This window comes from Agreia sp. Leaf244 (assembly GCF_001422695.1).
GTDB lineage: Bacteria > Actinomycetota > Actinomycetes > Actinomycetales > Microbacteriaceae > Agreia.
On sequence record NZ_LMLX01000004.1, the window covers coordinates 302,434 to 318,717 of the forward strand.

Consider the following 16,284-nt stretch of genomic DNA (forward strand, 5'->3'; position numbering starts at 1 on the left):
ATGTACTTCGTTTGAACTACTTCGGCGGGCAATCTCGGCCGGGTCGGCTCAATCCCCCGCCGTCTACTTCGAACGAAGTACACAGCGCCTCGTCAGAGGGCCAGACTCGACACATGAGCACAGCAGAGAACGTCGTCGACGCCGCCCGGGCTCCCCTCTGGATTCGCCGCCCCGGCACGCTGCACCTCGTCGCGTACGTGGTGGCCGGGCTCGTCTTCGTGGGCCAGCTCATCGTCATGGCCATTCAGGGCGCGGATGCCGTGACGCTCGCGGGCGTGCTGGTCGCGGGTGCCGGGGTCTCGATCTCGTGGCGGATGCCGTGGGTCGGCCTCATCGTGACGAGCGCCGCGTCGTTCGCGGTCGCGGCCGTCGGCGAGAACCGCATCTCGGTCTGGATGATGGCCGTGCTCGTGCTGTTCTCGTTCACCCTGCGCGGCAAGCGCCCCGTGATCGGAACAGCCATCGTCGCCCTCGTCTTCTTGGCCGCGCTGTTCACCGTCGGAGACATGCGCGGCGGTGCAGTCGTTGCGACCGCGGCCCTCTTCTCTGCCATTGGCGGCGGCGCGACGGGCGCTGCCTTACGTCTCGCGCGAGAGCACTGGCTGGCTGTGGAGGAGCGGGCCCGTCAGGCATCCGCCACCCGCGAGATCGAGGCCGAGCGCCGCGTCACCGAGGAGCGCCTGCGCATCGCCCGCGACCTGCACGACGTGGTCGGACACCAGGTGGCGATGCTCAGCGTCAACCTCGGGGTCGCCGAGATCGGCCTGCCCGGTGAGGCGGTGTCGTCGCGGCAGGCCCTGGAGTCGGCCCGCTCGAACGCGCGCAACGTCGTGAGTGAAACCCAACGCATCCTGAACCTGCTTCGTCGGGGCGACGCTGCGGCCGACGACGACGCCCTGCGGCCGACTCCGTCGTTCGGCGCCCTCGAGAGTCTGGTCGAGTCGTTCGAGAGCATCGGTCTCGAGGTGACGGCGTCGGTCTCGGTTCCGGATGCCGTGGCCGGCCCGGTCGTGGGAGTGACGGTCTATCGCATCGTGCAGGAGGCGTTGACGAACGCGTACCGGCACGGTGAGGGAGCGGCGGTCGTTTCCGTTCATGAATCGGACGGGCGGGTGCACGTGAAGGTGGAGAACCGGATCAGCCACACGCTGCGGGGTGCCGTTGCCGGCAGCGGCCTCGGGCTGGTCGGAATGAGGGAGCGCGTGGAGTCGTGCGGCGGGACGCTTCTGGTGTCGTCTGCTGACGATGTCTTTCGCGTCAGCGCCGTGCTCAACCCGGTGGGAGCGCAGCTCGCATGACGAACATTCTGATCGTCGACGACCAAGACGACATGCGGGCGGGCATTCGCTCGATGCTGCTGCTCGACCCCACGTTCGTGGTGGTCGGGGACCTCTCTGACGGGCTGCAGGTGCCCGCGTTTCTGCGGGCCAACGCTGTGGATCTGGTGCTGATGGACATTCGGATGCCCGGGATCGACGGCGTCGAGGCGACGCGGCGGATCCGCAGGGAGCACCCGGCTTCTCGGTTGCGCGTGATCGTTCTGACGACGTTCGATCAGGATGAGATCGTGCTCGCGGCGCTGCGCGCGGGGGCGAACGGATTCTTGAGTAAGACGGTCAGCCCTGCTGAGCTGGTGGCAGGAATCGCTGAGGTTGTTGCTGGTGGGGGAGCTCTGTCGGCTGCGGCGACGGCGGCGCTGATCGGCCACATGACAGACAGCCCGCCGGCCGCGATCGATAAAGAGCTGCTTCAGCGGTTCTCCGCTTTGACACCGCGCGAGCGCGATGTGGTCGTGGCTGTCGCGAGCGGCCTCGACAACCACGAGATCGCGGCGCAGATGTCGGTGTCGCCGTTCACGGTGAAGACCCACGCGGTGCGGGCGATGACGAAGGTCGGAGCGAGGGACCGGGCGCAGCTGGTGACGTTTACGTTCCGGGCAGGGTTGTACCCGTGAATCTTGACGCGTCCACAATGCAGGCCGCTCTGAAGTCGCGGCCCTATCGAGGTTGACGCATATTGTCTTCGATCCGCGCCGAGTACCAACGCGTCCGTGACACGGCGGCCTCGGCCACGGCCACAAGGGCGATGACAACGGCGAGCCACACGATCGTGTTGAACGCGCTCCGCACGACGATGACGTTCACCACTTGGCCGGCGAGCACGGGAGTCGCGACCGCGAGGAAGGCTCCCACGACCGAGAGCGCGATGAAGATCACCAGCTTGGCCCGGTAGGGCACCGCGAACGTCAGGATGCGCCGCACGGACTCCCGGGAGAATCCGTGCGTGCCGTCTTCGGCGCGCGAGATCTGTACGGCGAGCTCCAGGCAGCGCTTTTCATGCTCATGGCGATTTTTTGAGGGGGCGATGCCCAACTTAGGTGGCGGGCCGAGGTGCGGATCTCGAGGCGGTGCTCGGTGTTTCATTCAATCTTGAGCGGATCCTGCTGATTTCCTGCGTGAAACCTGAGCTAGGTCAATCACTCTCATAGGGAGGCGATAAACCCCTTATCGCGAGAAGCGGCGGGATTCAAAGATGACAATGCATCGTTTGACGGTATATCTACTTCGCGACATCGAGACAGCTTCCGATGCGTTGGACCCGGAGAAGCCCTGTGATGAATGGCCCCTCACCGGCGGGCTTGAGGGTGCGTTTTACAGTCGTGCGCGCTCGGCGAAGGAAGCCCCGTGGGTCGCATATGTCAGTCCAGCACTTGCGGGCTCTCTCCAGAACATGACGACGTCCTCAGCTTCAGGGCTACTCATATTGAAAGCGGCGGAGAGCTTCTTCGCATTCACCTTCGGCTACGGGCGTAGTTTGCTCGATCAGTCGAAGATCGAGCACCGTTTCGGGCTACGAGTTGCCCTAAATCGTATCGATCCACGCCAGATACGGAGTCTTGACACCAAGACATTCGAAGACATGATCGTATCCAAAGCAACACAGGTGAGCAAGAGCTCGGAGATTCCCACCTTCGGGGTCGATGTCTCACGCGACATATTGCGAGCCGTCACCGGTGAACCACGCGATACGCAGCTTGCAAAGCGCCTGTCTGGCTCGGATGCTCTGGTAATAAACGCCGACGTGAAGGTGAGGGATTTGCCCGGCCTCTGCGAGAAGCTTCTAGCCGCCTACGGCGAAGAAACCTACAAAGAGAACTTTGAATGGATCGATCATCTATCTCTTGTTGAAGATCAACTCGTGGTCGCCAATCTGAACGAACTCCTAGTTGACCAACTGCGAACCGGAGACACCTCGTCGACCCATCTCGCGATGCCAGAAACGCTGGAATGGGAGGACGTGGACGTATTCAAGGTCGCCGGGACCTCATCGACGGAGTATGACGATCTTGATCTAGACGCGTACCTCGAGAACCTCAGCGATCCCGATGCCATCACTGTTGACCTGCTAAAGAGCCGGCGGGTATCCGTCCGCTTCAGTCGTGCTCCTGAATTTGATGATCGCTGGACGCTCTACAAGTGTCTCGTGAGTGAACAGAGAATTGAGAACCTACTTCACGTCTTGATCGAGGGTCGTTGGTTCGCAGTGAGTGAGTCCTTGGTGGCGGACGTCAACTCTTATGTTGACCGACTCTCCGCCCCTCAGACCGAGGCAATCTCGGCGATCGGTGGAGAGATCGAGAAGGTTTACAACACTCGGTTCGCCGCATCAGAACCAGAGAATTTGCTTCTCCTCGATGCCAAGATAAAGCGACCAGGCGGCGCCGCCAGCGGCATTGAACTTTGCGACGTGCTTTCGTCAAGCGGCGAGTTCATTCATGTCAAGCGCAAGTCTCGTTCGTCCACTCTCAGCCATCTCTTCGCTCAGGGTCTGGTTTCCGCGACGACGTTTCTGGGCGATGGAGTGTTTAGAGAGGAGATCCGCTCGATCATTGAGGCCGCGGTTCCTGAGGCTGATCGACAAGGTTGGCTCGACCTGATTCCAGGTGGGGACAATGCTGTCGCTGGATCGTCGTACAAGATTTCCTACGTAATCATTGCCAACTCTGCACGTGAGGGCCATGACTGGCTGCCATTCTTCAGCAAGCTGAACTTGATGCAGACCGGCAAGCAACTCTCGAATCTCGGGTTTGTTGTCTCAGTTAGCAGGGTTGACGTGACTTGAATCTGAACGAACGGGACTTTGCCAAGATTGACGGCGACCACGTTTAGTGTCGGGACGACGGCGAATTCACACCGGATGGCACGTACGGCGAGGGATGCTGCATCACTCCGGCATGGCGCTGACGCGGCAATTCGAGGGGCCAGCGCCGTGCCGGTGATGACTAACTTCGATGCCCTCAATCGGGTGCGACTGGAGGCATTCACGTTTCGGACGGGGCTGCATCCCGATCATTCCATCGCAGGGGTCCAAATGTGGCCGCCCGGTGTGCCGGAGCTCCTCTACGCGGTGGGGATGTCTCACGATCTTTCAAGAGTCACCGTGTCCAGCCCGCCAGCAAGTGGGCCTAAACGTTCGGCGAGAAATCCGGGCGCCACCCGGCCTGGCCTAAACGCTAGCCTTGATCTTCACTCAGCTACTGGTCGGAGCGCAATATGTTCATAACGGAAGGCGTAGACCTGCCCGGTGGGGTCGTAGAAGCCCATGCGGCCGGCAAACTCGTATTTTTTGTCGGGGCCGGAGCCTCGATAGATTCTCCCTCGGACCTTCCTTCATTTACGAAGTTGGCAAGCGACCTCGCCGACGCAGCGAAAGTCTCCTTCGACGAGGACATCGCAATTGACTTGTTCCTTGGTTCAATGCCCAACAACTTCGACGTACATTCTCACGCGCTTAGGCTTATTGCTCCACCTAGCTCCGCCCCAAACGCGACTCACAGAGCTCTTGTTCGTCTTGCCTCGGCGATCGGCCCCGCACGTATCGTTACGACGAACTTTGATAGTCACATCACCTCCGCGGCTGATTCGGAAGGCCTTGCCCTCGGCGACCGATGGATCGGTCCCGCCCTGCCGTTGGGTGACAGATTCTCCGGAGTGGTTCATCTGCATGGTTCCACGACGCGCGCAGCAAGAGACCTTGTGCTGACCGACCGTGACTTTGGCCGGGCTTACCTAACCGATGCATGGGCCACACGGTTCTTACAACGGATGTTCGAGAAGTTCACCGTTCTCTTTATTGGCTACAGCCTCGACGATCCGATAATGCGTTATCTGTCGTTGGGGCTTCCGTCGAAAACCAAGAGGTATGTTCTGACCCACAAGCCCGACGATGCCAAATGGAGTCATCTCGGTATTCAGCCAGTTTCCTATCCGAGCGCGGGCGGCGATCATTCAGCCCTGCTGGCCGCTCTCGACGCATGGAACGTGCGGGCGAGGATGGGCCTGCTGGATCACAGTGCGCAAATGCGTGACATCGTTGACGGTGGCCCGACGATGACGCCCGTTGATCGTGACTACGTTGTTCGACGTCTACGAACGATAGACGGAGCCAACGATTTTGCCAGGCTTGCACATACGGTCGACTGGCTAGAGTGGGCCGAAGGCGAGCCCCAATTCAAAGCACTTTTTGCCGGCGGGGCGGTGGACGAACCGACGAGCGTTCTCGCCGACTGGTTCGGTCATTTCGTCGTTGACCCCGACTTGCATGGGGCTGCGCTGCAGACCATTCAGCGGCTGGGGCAGCGACTATCCCCTGTCCTCATAAACGCAGTCCTGTGGTCTATCGCGCACCTATCTCGAGCGGATGAGGAGGCGGGCCGTCAATGGAAAACACTCTTCTCAACGTCCATCGATGGATACTCAACCCCGCCGAATCCTGGCCTAATGATGCCTCACCGGCCTACGGGGCGCCCCGAAAATCTCAACACGATCAGGGCAGCTCTCCGACCGGTTCTTCACCTAAAAGCGAGTTGGTATCCGAAAAAAGAAGACAGAACAGCTCCTCCGGATGCCGTGGTGAGCTGGCGGACGAGATACGCCACAATTAGCGCGCACCTTCGATTAGCAATTGCGGAGACGGATGCCGGGGATCAGGTGCTTGGCTCATTGTTGGAGGATGCCCTTAACCAGGCATACGACCTGCTTGAGGGCTACCACGGAGATCGTAAGTTTGACCTTCTTAGCTTTCGACGATCGGCTGTGGAAGATCACCCACAGGATTCTCGCCGTGACCTGGACGACGCGATTATTGATGCTTTGCGCGATTTTGGATTCAAGGCCCTCCCGGTCGTTCGAGACTTACCAGAGCGCTGGTGGGCACAGCGTAGAGTCCTCTTTCGTCGGCTCGCTATTCACCTCGTCATAGTCGATACGTTCAGGCGCGCAGACGAAAAAATTGTCTGGCTATTAGAAAGAGATCTACTTTATTCAGCAAACGAGAAGCATGAAGTCTTTCGCGCGCTCCATAGCGTTCTACCTGACGCTAGCGTTCCGCTGCTCCAGAAGGTGCTGACAGTTGCGTTGCTCGGTCCCAGACCTCAAGTCAACCGGCCAGAGCAAGAATTGCATCGGGCGCGAGCGTCGTACGACCTACTAGCTTGGTTCACGAAGGCTTTGCCTGGCTGGGTTGAAGCCAAAAATGAATTTGAGAAGGCGCAGGCGGCAAATCCGGACTTCCAGGTTCGGGAACACCCGGACCATACCAGTTGGATATCAAGCGGTAGCTCGGGCGGCCACCTACCAATCGACCCGCGCGCTTTCATTGAAGACGCTGAAAATGATCTTTCCAAGTCCTTTACCGACCTCGTCGATGGGGACTACTCAGGCCCCAGATTCGACGCACCAACTTGGGATGACGCCCTCGCGGTAGTCGAGAAAGTGGTTGAGGCTCGTCCCGAACTAGGCTCCCGAATGTGGGACATTGTGAACGAGCGGTCGAATCTAGAAGGACGCGCCGTGGGGTTGAGGAACTCAATCATCGCGGGGTGGGAACGGGCGGACCTGAATGAGAACGCGGCCCCTGTCACCGCCTTGATCTCGTCGATGTTAGGGAAAAAAGAATCGGTCGACGCCATCTGTAGATTCCTCCTCTCCCGAATTGAAAAGCTGGTTGACGGGGATGAAACGACCGAGGTCGTTGCGCTGCGGGAACTGGCGCGGGCTGTCTGGATCAAGTACAAGACGGACTTTGAACACCCAACGAATTCGTCGCCGTCGTCTCTGGCCCTGAATTCTTGGCCGGGACATTTGGTGTCATTCTGGACCGTTGAGATCGATCGACGGTGGCGACAAGATCGAGACGGGTGGGGAGGCCTAAACGCAGACGAATCCTCTGCGCTTGTGGCGATCTTGTCTGGCCCACCTTCGACCCTCGAAGCCACGCGTCCAGCGATGGCTAGCTCGATATTCTTCCTGTTTGCGGCCGACCCAGATTTCGCTGAATTGCATATCTTGCCCCTTTTTGGCGAAGAGTCTTCTTCGCTTCAAATGTGGGGGAGTTTCTTGTATCACCCACGGACGGACGACCGCATGCTTCGCGCAGGACTCCTAGAAGCAACAATCATGGAGTGGAACTGGTTAGATGAATTGGATGGACTTGGTCTCGCTGATCAGTTCTATGACTTTGTTGCAGCCGTGGTGAGCTTCGGTGGGATACAGCAGGTTGACAGGCAGCAGCTCCTTGACGCTGCGGTTCTGGCGAACAACGGATCTCATGCCGCTCACTTCGCTTCCGCGGTTGTTCGTTTGCTTGAGTCTCCGGGTGTCATTGTGGCGGAGGTCTGGGACCGGTGGCTTCGCGACCATCTGTACGGCCGGCTGGCTGGCCTTCCCCGCGACGCTCAGCCGGAGGAACTTGCGCGATGGTTAGACTGCATTCCCTTTCTCGAGGAGCGTGTTCCCGAAGCCATAAAACTCGTTCATGGAAGGTCTATAGGACTCGGGGACCATTACCAGGCTCCCGAGATTCCACGAGTCGCCCTAAGTGCTTTTGGCCCAGAGCTTGTTCTTCATTTGTCCGAACGGATTCGTAACTCGGCTCCAATCAGCGGAATCCTGGCCCAGGAGGTACGCGACCTCATTGAGGATCTTGAGTCGGCACTTGGCGCTCTTGCTCAGCCTCTCATTGATGCCGCGACAGAAAGTGGCGTAGGTCCTACGAGGGTGTTCTAGGAACTGGAGAGGGCTTAGCTGTTGAATCAGCCACAGAACGATTTCGTAGGGTGGCTTGTCAATTGGCGCATCCACTCCCCGCGCAGCATCGAGGTTCAACGCCAAACTTCCTCTCGTCATCATCGCGCTTTTCGACGCATGGGCCCCGGCGGGCCTCATTTAATGTTGAGGATATTTTTCATATCGAAGAAACGAGTGATGTTATGGCTAGCGACGCAGTTCGGCTGCATGCCGGGAGAGAATTCCAAGTGGCAGGCCAGAGACGTAAGCAGGGAGATTGTTCGTGTTGGACTTCGCCCCGTGCCGCAGATAAGACAGGGAGATGCTGAATCCCTTTCCACGTTCTTGAATAATGCCAATAACGTGCACGCCGCTATCACGCACCGGTTATTCGAGAATGTGGGATTGCAATATCCGACGCCCAGATCTGCATGAGCTGGCTGGACGATTCGAGGTTATGCAGCCCGCAGACTAGAAGTGCCTCATGACCAGTGATCATGGGCAAGTCAGCCCCGAGGAATTATTCGGCCTTGAAGCGGCGACGGAGGCGCTGCCAGGTACTTCTTGGTCGAACCGTCTTATGGCGCCTTATCTCGTCGACCATGGAAGGATTTGCTTTCAAATCGAGAGCTTCTTGAATCAGAGTGAATACAGGCGCCTCGACAGCTCCAATGATGATGGAACGAAGGATGATGTCATTCGCCTCGGACTGTTTCTGCAATCCTCGAAAAACAAGGACGCTGGTGACCAGCGCGCCGATAAGTCCCCCGATCACGGCAACCCACCACTCCACATCGATGAACGTCACGCCGATCGCCAAGATAACCAGGCCAAGTGGCACCGCAATTCCCAAGCGAAAATCAGCCTCGGCCTGAGCGCGATCATAGTCGCCAAAAAGATCCTTTTGCTGGACTTGTAGTTGCACAGCGGTCATGGGTATGTCTTCAAGTACCCGCAGTGTCATGAGTCTGATCGTGTCAGCCTGTGCGTCTTCAAGAAGGAGCCTGGGGTCGACATCATTGACTGGCATTCCACCACTCAGTGATTCGAACTCAACATCTTCTTGACGGGAAGATCGCCGGTCAGGGTTGTATGTGAGTGCATGGAGGAGTATCTCCATCCCCTCCAAGTCAACCAAAAGCAATGCTGCACGGCGGCGGAGCGTGGCTCTGAGTTCTGCTAAATTACTTCCGCTCCTCCGAAAACGTCTCAATATCCTCAAGTTATTCAATTGAAAGAACTGCATTAGGATGCCGAGCAAGTAAGCGGTAAATACTATGGCCGCAAGAACAACCGTATTGCCGAGGGCGTCTGCCAGGCGGTAAAACTGATCAATCAATCCTCCGGGCTCCGCGTCCTCGGGACGAGGGATGAAGGCACCAACCCAAACCCAGGCCAGGGTGAGCCACAGAAAACCCGATGCTAGGGGAACTCGAAGCTCCCGAATTCCCGGTAAAACGCTCGCGAACACAGATCCCCCAAGTCAACCTAAGTCAATCATGTCGGCACGTGGGGTGCGAACGGCTCGCGGATCAATAGCCGGTCCTTTTCGCTCGTCGTGATGGAAAGCCGAGGGATAAATCGCACCTACACAACTGGTCTTCTACGGCGCTGTGCTCGCGATGAAGCTGGTCAGATTAGCCAGACAGACGAGCTTTCATCCCGCAACATAGACTGACCCAGTGAGTGACTCCTCCATTCCCCCCGTCAAGCTGCGCCCCGAAATCCTCGCTTTGCCGCCGTACAAGCAGGGCACCTCTATAGAGGGAGGGTTCAAGCTCTCCAGCAACGAGAACCCCTTTCCGCCGCTGCCCGGGGTGCTCGAGGCCGTCGAGAAGGCGAGCGCCTCGCTCAACCGCTATCCGAATGCCGCCGCGCCCGACCTCACCGCCAAGCTGGCCGAACGGTTCGGCGTGAGCGCCGACGAGGTCATCATCGGGGCGGGGTCCGTATCGCTTCTCGTGCAACTGGTGCAGGCCGCCGCCGGCGCCGGTGACGAGGTCGTCTACTCGTGGCGGTCGTTCGAGGCCTACCCCTGGATGCCCACACTCACCGGGGCCGTCAGCGTCAAGGTTGAGAACAGCGACGATCACCGGCACGACCTGCCGGCGATGCTCGACGCGATCACCGAGCGCACTCGACTGATCATCGTGTGCAGCCCCAACAACCCCACCGGAACCATCGTCACCAAAGACGAGTTCGCCGAGTTCATGGACGCCGTTCCCAGCGACCTGCTCGTGATTCTCGACGAGGCTTACCGCGAGTTCGTCACCGACGACAACGCGGTCGACGGCAAAGGGCTGCTGGGCAAGTACCCGAACCTCGTCGTGCTGCGTACCTTCTCCAAGGCCTACGGGCTGGCCGGCCTTCGAGTCGGCTACGGCATCGGTCCGGCTGCCATCCTGCAGGCCGCGCGCACGACCGCGATCCCTCTCGGAATCACCGATCAGGCGCAGCACGCCGCCGTCGTCAGCCTGGGCGACGACGTTCAACTGAACGAGCGAGTCGCGGACATCGCCAAGCGCCGCGACGACCTCTGGGTCGCCCTCATCGACCAGGGCTGGGACGCTCCGAAGCCGCAGGGAAACTTCATCTGGTTGCCCACCAGAGAGCACACTGCACACGCTGCACAGGTATATGCCGAAAATGGAATAGTCGTGCGCGCATTCCACCCCGAAGGCGTGCGGATTTCGATCGGCGAGCACGAATCTGTAGAGAAACTCATCGCTATCTCGTCAAAGCTTGTCGCAACCCTCTCAGATGGCCCGTCGACGCACCCGATAGCGTAGCCATACAAGCGAAAGACAAGAGGGTTCATCCATGACCACTCCTCCGCCCGCGGTTCAAATTCTGGCCACAGACGGTTCCTTCGCTCCCAGTGCCGGGAGTGACGAGTACCTGCCCTATATAGAGGCGCTCAGCGACGAACAGCACGAGCAGTTCTATCGCGACATGGCCGTCATCCGGCGCTTCGACACCGAGTGCACGAACCTGCAGCGCCAGGGCCAGATGGCGCTGTGGCCGCCGAGCCACGGACAAGAGGCCGCGCAGGTGGGATCCGCTCGGGCCACCCGTCGCCAGGACCACATCTTCCCCAGCTACCGCGAGCACGTCGTCGCGAAGATCCGGGGCGTCGACATCATGGGCATCGTCGAGCTGATGCGCGGCACCACCCTCGGCGGGTGGGACGTGAACGACCCCAAGAACGGCAACTTCCACGGCTACACCCTCGTGCTCGGCACGCAGACGCTGCACGCCACCGGCTACGGCATGGGCGTCAACTTCGACGGAGCCGTTGGCACGGGAAACCCCGACACCGACACCGCCGTGATCGTCTACTTCGGCGACGGCTCCACCAGCGAGGGCGACGTCAACGAGGCAATGGTCTTCGCGGCCAGCTACCAGACGCCCACCGTCTTCTTCTTGCAGAACAACCAGTGGGCCATCTCGGTTCCGGTGAGCACGCAGGCGCGCGTTCCCCTCTACCTGCGCCCGCGCGGCTTCGGCATTCCGAGCGTGCAGGTCGACGGCAACGATGTGCTCGCCAGTTACGCGGTGAGCGCCAAGCACCTCGACGACGCCCGCAACGGCCTAGGGCCCAGCTATATCGAGGCCCAGACGTACCGCATCGGCGCCCACACGACATCCGATGACCCCACCCGCTACCAGAACGACGAGCAGCTGGCCTACTGGGTCGCCCGCGACCCGATTCTGCGCTTCGAGGCGTTCTTGAAGAACAAGGGCGCGAGCGAGGCCTTCTTCGCAGACGTCGAGCAGGAGGCGAGCGACTTCGCGGCGGACATCCGGCGCCGCACGCTCGAGCTGCCCAACCCCACGATCGACAACCTGTTCGACCACGTCTATAGCGAGCCGCACCCGCTCATCACCGAGCAGAAGGCCTGGCTGGCGAACTACGAGGCGTCGTTCGGAGGAGACAAGTAATGGCCGTCGAAGAACTTCCGCTGGCGAAGGCCATCAACGCGGGCCTGCGCAAGGCCATGACCGACAACGACAAAGTGCTGCTCATGGGCGAGGACATCGGCACGCTCGGCGGCGTCTTCCGCGTGACCGAGGGCATCAAGGCCGAGTTCGGCGACAAGCGCGTGCTCGACACGCCCCTCGCCGAGTCGGGAATCGTCGGCACCGCCATCGGCCTCGCCCTGCGCGGCTACCGCCCGGTCTGCGAGATCCAGTTCGACGGCTTCGTCTACCCGGCCTTCAACCAGATCACCACGCAGCTGGCCAAACTCACGAACCGCGGCCGGGGCACGCTCCGGATGCCCGTGGTCATCCGCATCCCGTACGGCGCCCACATCGGCGCGATCGAGCACCACATGGAGAGCCCCGAGGCGTACTTCGCGCACACGGCCGGCCTGCGCGTGGTCAGCCCGTCGACCCCCAACGACGCCTACTGGATGATCCAGGAGTCGATCGAGTCGAATGACCCCGTGATCTTCTTCGAGCCCAAGAGCCGCTACTGGCCCAAGGGCCCCGTCGATCTGGATGCCTCGGCCTCGCCGCTGCACGCCAGTCGCGTCGCGCGAACGGGCACGGATGCGACGCTCGTCGGCCACGGCGCCATGGTCACCATGATGCTGCAGGCCGCCGAGCTCGCCGCGTCGGAGGGCGTGAGCCTCGAGGTCATCGACCTGCGCTCCCTGAGCCCGGTCGACTACACGCCCATCCTCGACTCGGTCACCAAGACCGGCCGCCTGGTCGTGTGCCAGGAGGCCGCAGGCTTCGTCAGCGTCGGATCCGAGATCGCCGCCACCGTCGCCGAGAAGGCGTTCTACTCGTTGCAGGCTCCCGTCATCCGGGTGTCTGGATTCGACGTTCCGATGCCGGCTCCTCGCATCGAGAACCTGTATCTGCCCGACGTCGACCGTATTCTCGAGGCCGTCGACCGGTCGCTGGCTTTCTAAACCCATGACTTCCCTTCGACAGGCTCAGGGAACGAGCCGTTCCCTTTTACAGGCTCAGGAAATGAGCCATTCCCTGAGCCTGTCGAAGGGCCCGTTTCAATCGCAAAGGATGGCATCGTGACCACCTCGCACTTCAACCTCCCCGACGTCGGCGAAGGCCTCACCGAGGCCGAGATCGTCTCGTGGCGCGTCGCCCCCGGTGACACCGTCGCGATCAACGACGTACTCGTCGAGATCGAGACCGCCAAGTCGCTCGTCGAGCTTCCCTCTCCGTTCGAGGGCGTCGTCGAAGGACTGCTCGTCGCCGAGGGCGACACCGTCGACGTGGGAACGCCCATCATCACCGTCACCTCGTCCGGCTCCGGCGCGGTCGCTCCCGCACCCGTTCCCGGATTCGAGACTCCGATCACCGCGGCCGCCATGCCCGCGTCGGCACCGGCATCGGTTCCCGCCGCGCCCGCGCCTGCCGCGCACCACGTCGCTCCCGCGGTCGCGTCGTCGCCCGCGGTCGTCGAGGCCGAGCAGGTGCGAGCGGATGCCGCCGCTTCCGTCTCGCAGGAATCCGACAGCTCGTCGGGCGCGGTTCTGGTCGGGTACGGCATCAAGGGTCACGTCGCCAGCCGCCGGCCCAGTCGCTCCGGCGCAGGCGCCACGGCACCCAAGCCGAACGCTGCGTCGACCGGGGCCGCCTCGAGCGGCCAGCCGCAGGCATCCGGTGCCCGCGCGGCACGCGTGCCCGTTCTCACGGGCCTGCCGATCATCGCCAAGCCTCCTATTCGCAAGCTGGCCAAAGACCTCGGCGTGAACCTCGGCGAGGTGCAGCCCACCGGTCCGATCGGCGACATCACCCGCGACGACGTGGTGCGCCACGCGGAGCAGGCGAAGGTGTTCCACAACATCGAGACGCCGCAGTGGGCCGACACGCGTGAAGAGATCATTCCCGTGAAGGGCGTGCGCAAGCAGATCGCGAAGGCCATGACGCACTCCGCGTTCTCGGCACCGCACGTGAGCCTGTTCGTGGACGTGGACGCGACGCGCACCATGGAGTTCGTGAAGCGTCTGAAGACGTCGACCGACTTCACGGGCGTGAAGGTGTCGCCGCTGCTGATCATGGCGCGGGCCATGATCTGGGCCGTGCGCCGCAACCCGATGGTGAACTCGGCGTGGACCGACAAGGAGATCATCGTTCGCAACTACGTGAACCTCGGTATCGCGGCGGCGACGCCGCGCGGGCTGATCGTTCCGAACGTGAAGGATGCGCAGGACATGTCGCTGCTCGAGCTCGCCACGGCGCTGGAGCAGCTCACGCTGACCGCGCGCGAGGGGCGCACCTCGCCGGCGGATCAGGCCAACGGAACGATCACCATCACGAACATCGGTGTGTTCGGCATGGACACGGGCACGCCGATTCTGAACCCGGGCGAGGTCGCGATCGTCGCCCTGGGAACGATCAAGCAGAAGCCGTGGGTTGTTGACGGCGAGGTGCGTCCGCGGTTCGTGACGACTGTCGGAGCGAGCTTCGACCACCGGGTTGTCGACGGCGATGTGGCGAGCCGCTTCCTGGCCGACGTCGCGAGCATCATGGAAGAGCCGGCGCTGCTGCTCGACTAGCTGGTCCGCTCCCTGAGCTTGGCTCGGGTGCGGCGGCGCTCAGTCGTAGATGACCGTGATGGGTTCGTCACCGTCGGGTACGGCCTGGCAGCCGAGAATCACGTCGTTCGCGAGGTCGTCCTCATCGAGGATCTCGTTGATGGCCATGGTCACGCTGCCGCTGGTCAGACGGGCGATGCACCCGCCGCAGTAACCTTCTCCGCACGCGTAGGGAACCTTGATGCCACGGGATTTCAAGTAGTCGGCGAGCGGAACGGCCGGCGGCCACAGAAGCTCGTGCCGTTCGCCGTTGAACTCCACGACGAGGGGAGTGTCGGTGTCGCTCTCCATGCTTACTCCCGGAAGGAATCGATCGGTACGGCGACGGTTCGCGCTGCGTCGAAGCCTCGAGAAGCGTAACTCAGAGCAGCCCTGCGAGTCACTGCACTGTCGTCTTCTGCCGAAGCGTATCGAGGCCAGACTGGTCCTATGACTCGCACGTCCCCTCCCGTCGTCTCCGTTCTGCGGAGCCGGCACACCGCGTACCTGCTCTTCACCTCGCTGCTGGGCCGCCTGCCCGGAGCGATGGCGGCGCTCGCGATCGTGCAGCTCGTGCGTTCCACCAGCGGAGACTTCGGCTTCGCCGGGCTCATCACCGCGGTCTACGTGGTCGCCGGGGCCGTCGGGCAGCCGCTTCTCGGCAGACTCATCGACCGTCTCGGGCAGGTCGCCATTCTTGCCCTCAGCGGCATCCTGAGCTTTCTCGCCTTCACCGGCATGGCGCTCACCCTCGAACCGTTGCCGGGCCTCGCCGTAGCCCTCGCCGCGGCTGCTGGAGTGTTCACCCCACCGCTCGAGCCCGCCCTCCGGGCGCTCTGGCCGCGTTTGGTGAGCCCGGGGCCGCAGCTGAAGGCCGCCTTCAGTCTGGATGCCGGCGCCCAGGAGATCATCTTCATCATCGGTCCGCTGCTCACCGTCGTCGGAATCGCCGTCTTCGGCCCGGTCGGCAACCTCCTGTTCGCGGCCGGGCTCGGACTCGTCGGCGCGCTCGCCTTCATTCTCAACCCGGCGCCCCGCGCCGCGTCGGCCCACCGACGGGCCGGGGGCGCCGCCCACCCGGGCATCCGGTCGCCTATTCTGATGCCGGCGGTCGCGCGGGTCGCCGCGTTCACGTTCGGTATCGGCGTTCCGGTCGGTGCGCTGACCATCGTGGCGACCGCGTCCGAGGCTGCACGTGACAGCGATGGGCTGGCCGGATGGATCCTCGCGGTGAACGCCGCGGGTGCCCTCGTCGGCGCGACCGTCGTCGGCATCCGGCCCCTGGGCTCCACACCGGCGCGACTGCTCACGGTGTGCGGACTTCTGCTGGCGGTCGGGTACCTGCCGCTCGCCGCGACAGGGCTGCCCACGTGGGCGTACATCGTCGTCGCCGGCGTCTCGGGGCTGATGCTTCCTCCGACTCTGGGCCAGGTGTTCGAGCGCATCTCGCAGCTCAGCCCCGCCGCCGCGCTCACCGAGGCGAATGGGTGGGTGGTCAGTGCGATGACACTCGGGATCGGTGCGGGCACTCTCGTGGCGGGAGCCGTCGTCGGGGCGGCAGGGACCTCTGTTGTGGCGTGGGTGGTTCTGGGGGCATCGGCGCTCACGACGCTGCTGTCGCTGAGTGTGCTGCCGCGCAGGGCGTCCGTCACGGAGTGATCTCGATC

The 16,284-nt window shown here is 62.0% G+C and carries 12 protein-coding genes; 9 read left to right on the plus strand and 3 right to left on the minus strand.

Features of this window, described 5'->3' with window-relative positions:
• The first annotated feature begins 113 nt into the window (after positions 1-113).
• Entirely contained in the window at positions 114-1,298 is a 1,185-nt protein-coding gene (locus ASF06_RS13520; protein WP_055948063.1) for a sensor histidine kinase, read from the plus strand.
• The gene (locus tag ASF06_RS13525) at positions 1,295-1,954 is read left to right on the plus strand and encodes a response regulator transcription factor (protein ID WP_055948067.1); all 660 of its coding nucleotides are present in this window, start codon (positions 1,295-1,297) and stop codon (positions 1,952-1,954) included. The genes ASF06_RS13520 and ASF06_RS13525 overlap by 4 nt, the downstream gene beginning before the upstream one ends.
• Before the next feature lie 43 nt (positions 1,955-1,997).
• Here ASF06_RS13525 and ASF06_RS13530 read toward each other — a convergent pair whose 3' ends face one another.
• Complete coding sequence (locus tag ASF06_RS13530) at positions 1,998-2,372, minus strand: hypothetical protein (RefSeq protein ID WP_235501013.1); 375 nt, start codon at positions 2,370-2,372, stop codon at positions 1,998-2,000.
• Between the two features lie 175 nt (positions 2,373-2,547).
• On the opposite strand from ASF06_RS13530, the gene ASF06_RS13535 reads away from it, so the two are divergent.
• Both ASF06_RS13535 and ASF06_RS19230 read left to right on the plus strand, forming a co-directional pair.
• Positions 2,548-4,122: a DUF6119 family protein gene (locus ASF06_RS13535; protein WP_162237710.1), complete on the plus strand. Its 1,575-nt coding sequence runs from the start codon at positions 2,548-2,550 to the stop codon at positions 4,120-4,122.
• Positions 4,123-4,553: 431 nt separating this feature from the next.
• Positions 4,554-8,066 (plus strand): SIR2 family protein, encoded by a 3,513-nt coding sequence (locus ASF06_RS19230; protein ID WP_082500955.1) that lies wholly within the window; start codon positions 4,554-4,556, stop codon positions 8,064-8,066.
• Positions 8,067-8,586: 520 nt separating this feature from the next.
• Here ASF06_RS19230 and ASF06_RS19570 read toward each other — a convergent pair.
• Complete coding sequence (locus ASF06_RS19570) at positions 8,587-9,537, minus strand: hypothetical protein (RefSeq protein WP_157439212.1); 951 nt, start codon at positions 9,535-9,537, stop codon at positions 8,587-8,589.
• Between the two features lie 211 nt (positions 9,538-9,748).
• On the opposite strand from ASF06_RS19570, the gene ASF06_RS13555 reads away from it, so the two are divergent.
• The 4 genes from ASF06_RS13555 (at position 9,749) to ASF06_RS13570 (ending at position 14,599) form a co-directional block, all read left to right on the plus strand.
• A complete protein-coding gene (locus tag ASF06_RS13555; RefSeq protein WP_082500956.1) occupies positions 9,749-10,855 on the plus strand; it encodes a histidinol-phosphate transaminase in 1,107 nt (368 codons plus the stop codon).
• Between the two features lie 31 nt (positions 10,856-10,886).
• Positions 10,887-12,008 carry a thiamine pyrophosphate-dependent dehydrogenase E1 component subunit alpha gene (locus ASF06_RS13560; RefSeq protein WP_055948086.1) on the plus strand — a complete coding sequence of 374 codons (1,122 nt, stop codon included), beginning with the start codon at positions 10,887-10,889 and terminating at the stop codon, positions 12,006-12,008.
• On the plus strand, positions 12,008-12,988 hold the full coding sequence (locus tag ASF06_RS13565) for an alpha-ketoacid dehydrogenase subunit beta (RefSeq protein WP_055948089.1): 981 nt from the start codon (positions 12,008-12,010) through the stop codon (positions 12,986-12,988). Before ASF06_RS13560 ends, ASF06_RS13565 begins: the two co-directional genes overlap by 1 nt.
• Before the next feature lie 117 nt (positions 12,989-13,105).
• On the plus strand, positions 13,106-14,599 hold the full coding sequence (locus ASF06_RS13570) for a dihydrolipoamide acetyltransferase family protein (protein WP_055948092.1): 1,494 nt from the start codon (positions 13,106-13,108) through the stop codon (positions 14,597-14,599).
• 39 nt (positions 14,600-14,638) lie between these two features.
• Here ASF06_RS13570 and ASF06_RS13575 read toward each other — a convergent pair whose 3' ends face one another.
• Positions 14,639-14,929, minus strand: a complete 291-nt coding sequence (locus ASF06_RS13575; RefSeq protein WP_055948096.1) for a 2Fe-2S iron-sulfur cluster-binding protein — start codon at positions 14,927-14,929, stop codon at positions 14,639-14,641.
• A gap of 138 nt (positions 14,930-15,067) precedes the next feature.
• Here ASF06_RS13575 and ASF06_RS13580 point away from each other — a divergent pair, with 138 nt between their 5' ends.
• The gene (locus ASF06_RS13580) at positions 15,068-16,276 is read left to right on the plus strand and encodes an MFS transporter (protein ID WP_082500957.1); all 1,209 of its coding nucleotides are present in this window, start codon (positions 15,068-15,070) and stop codon (positions 16,274-16,276) included.
• The last annotated feature ends 8 nt before the right edge of the window (positions 16,277-16,284 follow it).

Bases quoted from the DNA above. Each gene is read 5' to 3' on its own strand.
- ASF06_RS13560 (WP_055948086.1), top strand. From the start codon at position 10,887: ATGACCACTCCTCCGCCCGCGGTTCAAATTCTGGCCACAGACGGTTCC.
- ASF06_RS13565 (WP_055948089.1), top strand. From the start codon at position 12,008: ATGGCCGTCGAAGAACTTCCGCTGGCGAAGGCCATCAACGCGGGCCTG.
- ASF06_RS19230 (WP_082500955.1), top strand. From the start codon at position 4,554: ATGTTCATAACGGAAGGCGTAGACCTGCCCGGTGGGGTCGTAGAAGCC.
- ASF06_RS13580 (WP_082500957.1), top strand. From the start codon at position 15,068: ATGACTCGCACGTCCCCTCCCGTCGTCTCCGTTCTGCGGAGCCGGCAC.
- ASF06_RS13575 (WP_055948096.1), bottom strand. From the start codon at position 14,929: ATGGAGAGCGACACCGACACTCCCCTCGTCGTGGAGTTCAACGGCGAA.
- ASF06_RS13525 (WP_055948067.1), top strand. From the start codon at position 1,295: ATGACGAACATTCTGATCGTCGACGACCAAGACGACATGCGGGCGGGC.
- ASF06_RS13520 (WP_055948063.1), top strand. From the start codon at position 114: ATGAGCACAGCAGAGAACGTCGTCGACGCCGCCCGGGCTCCCCTCTGG.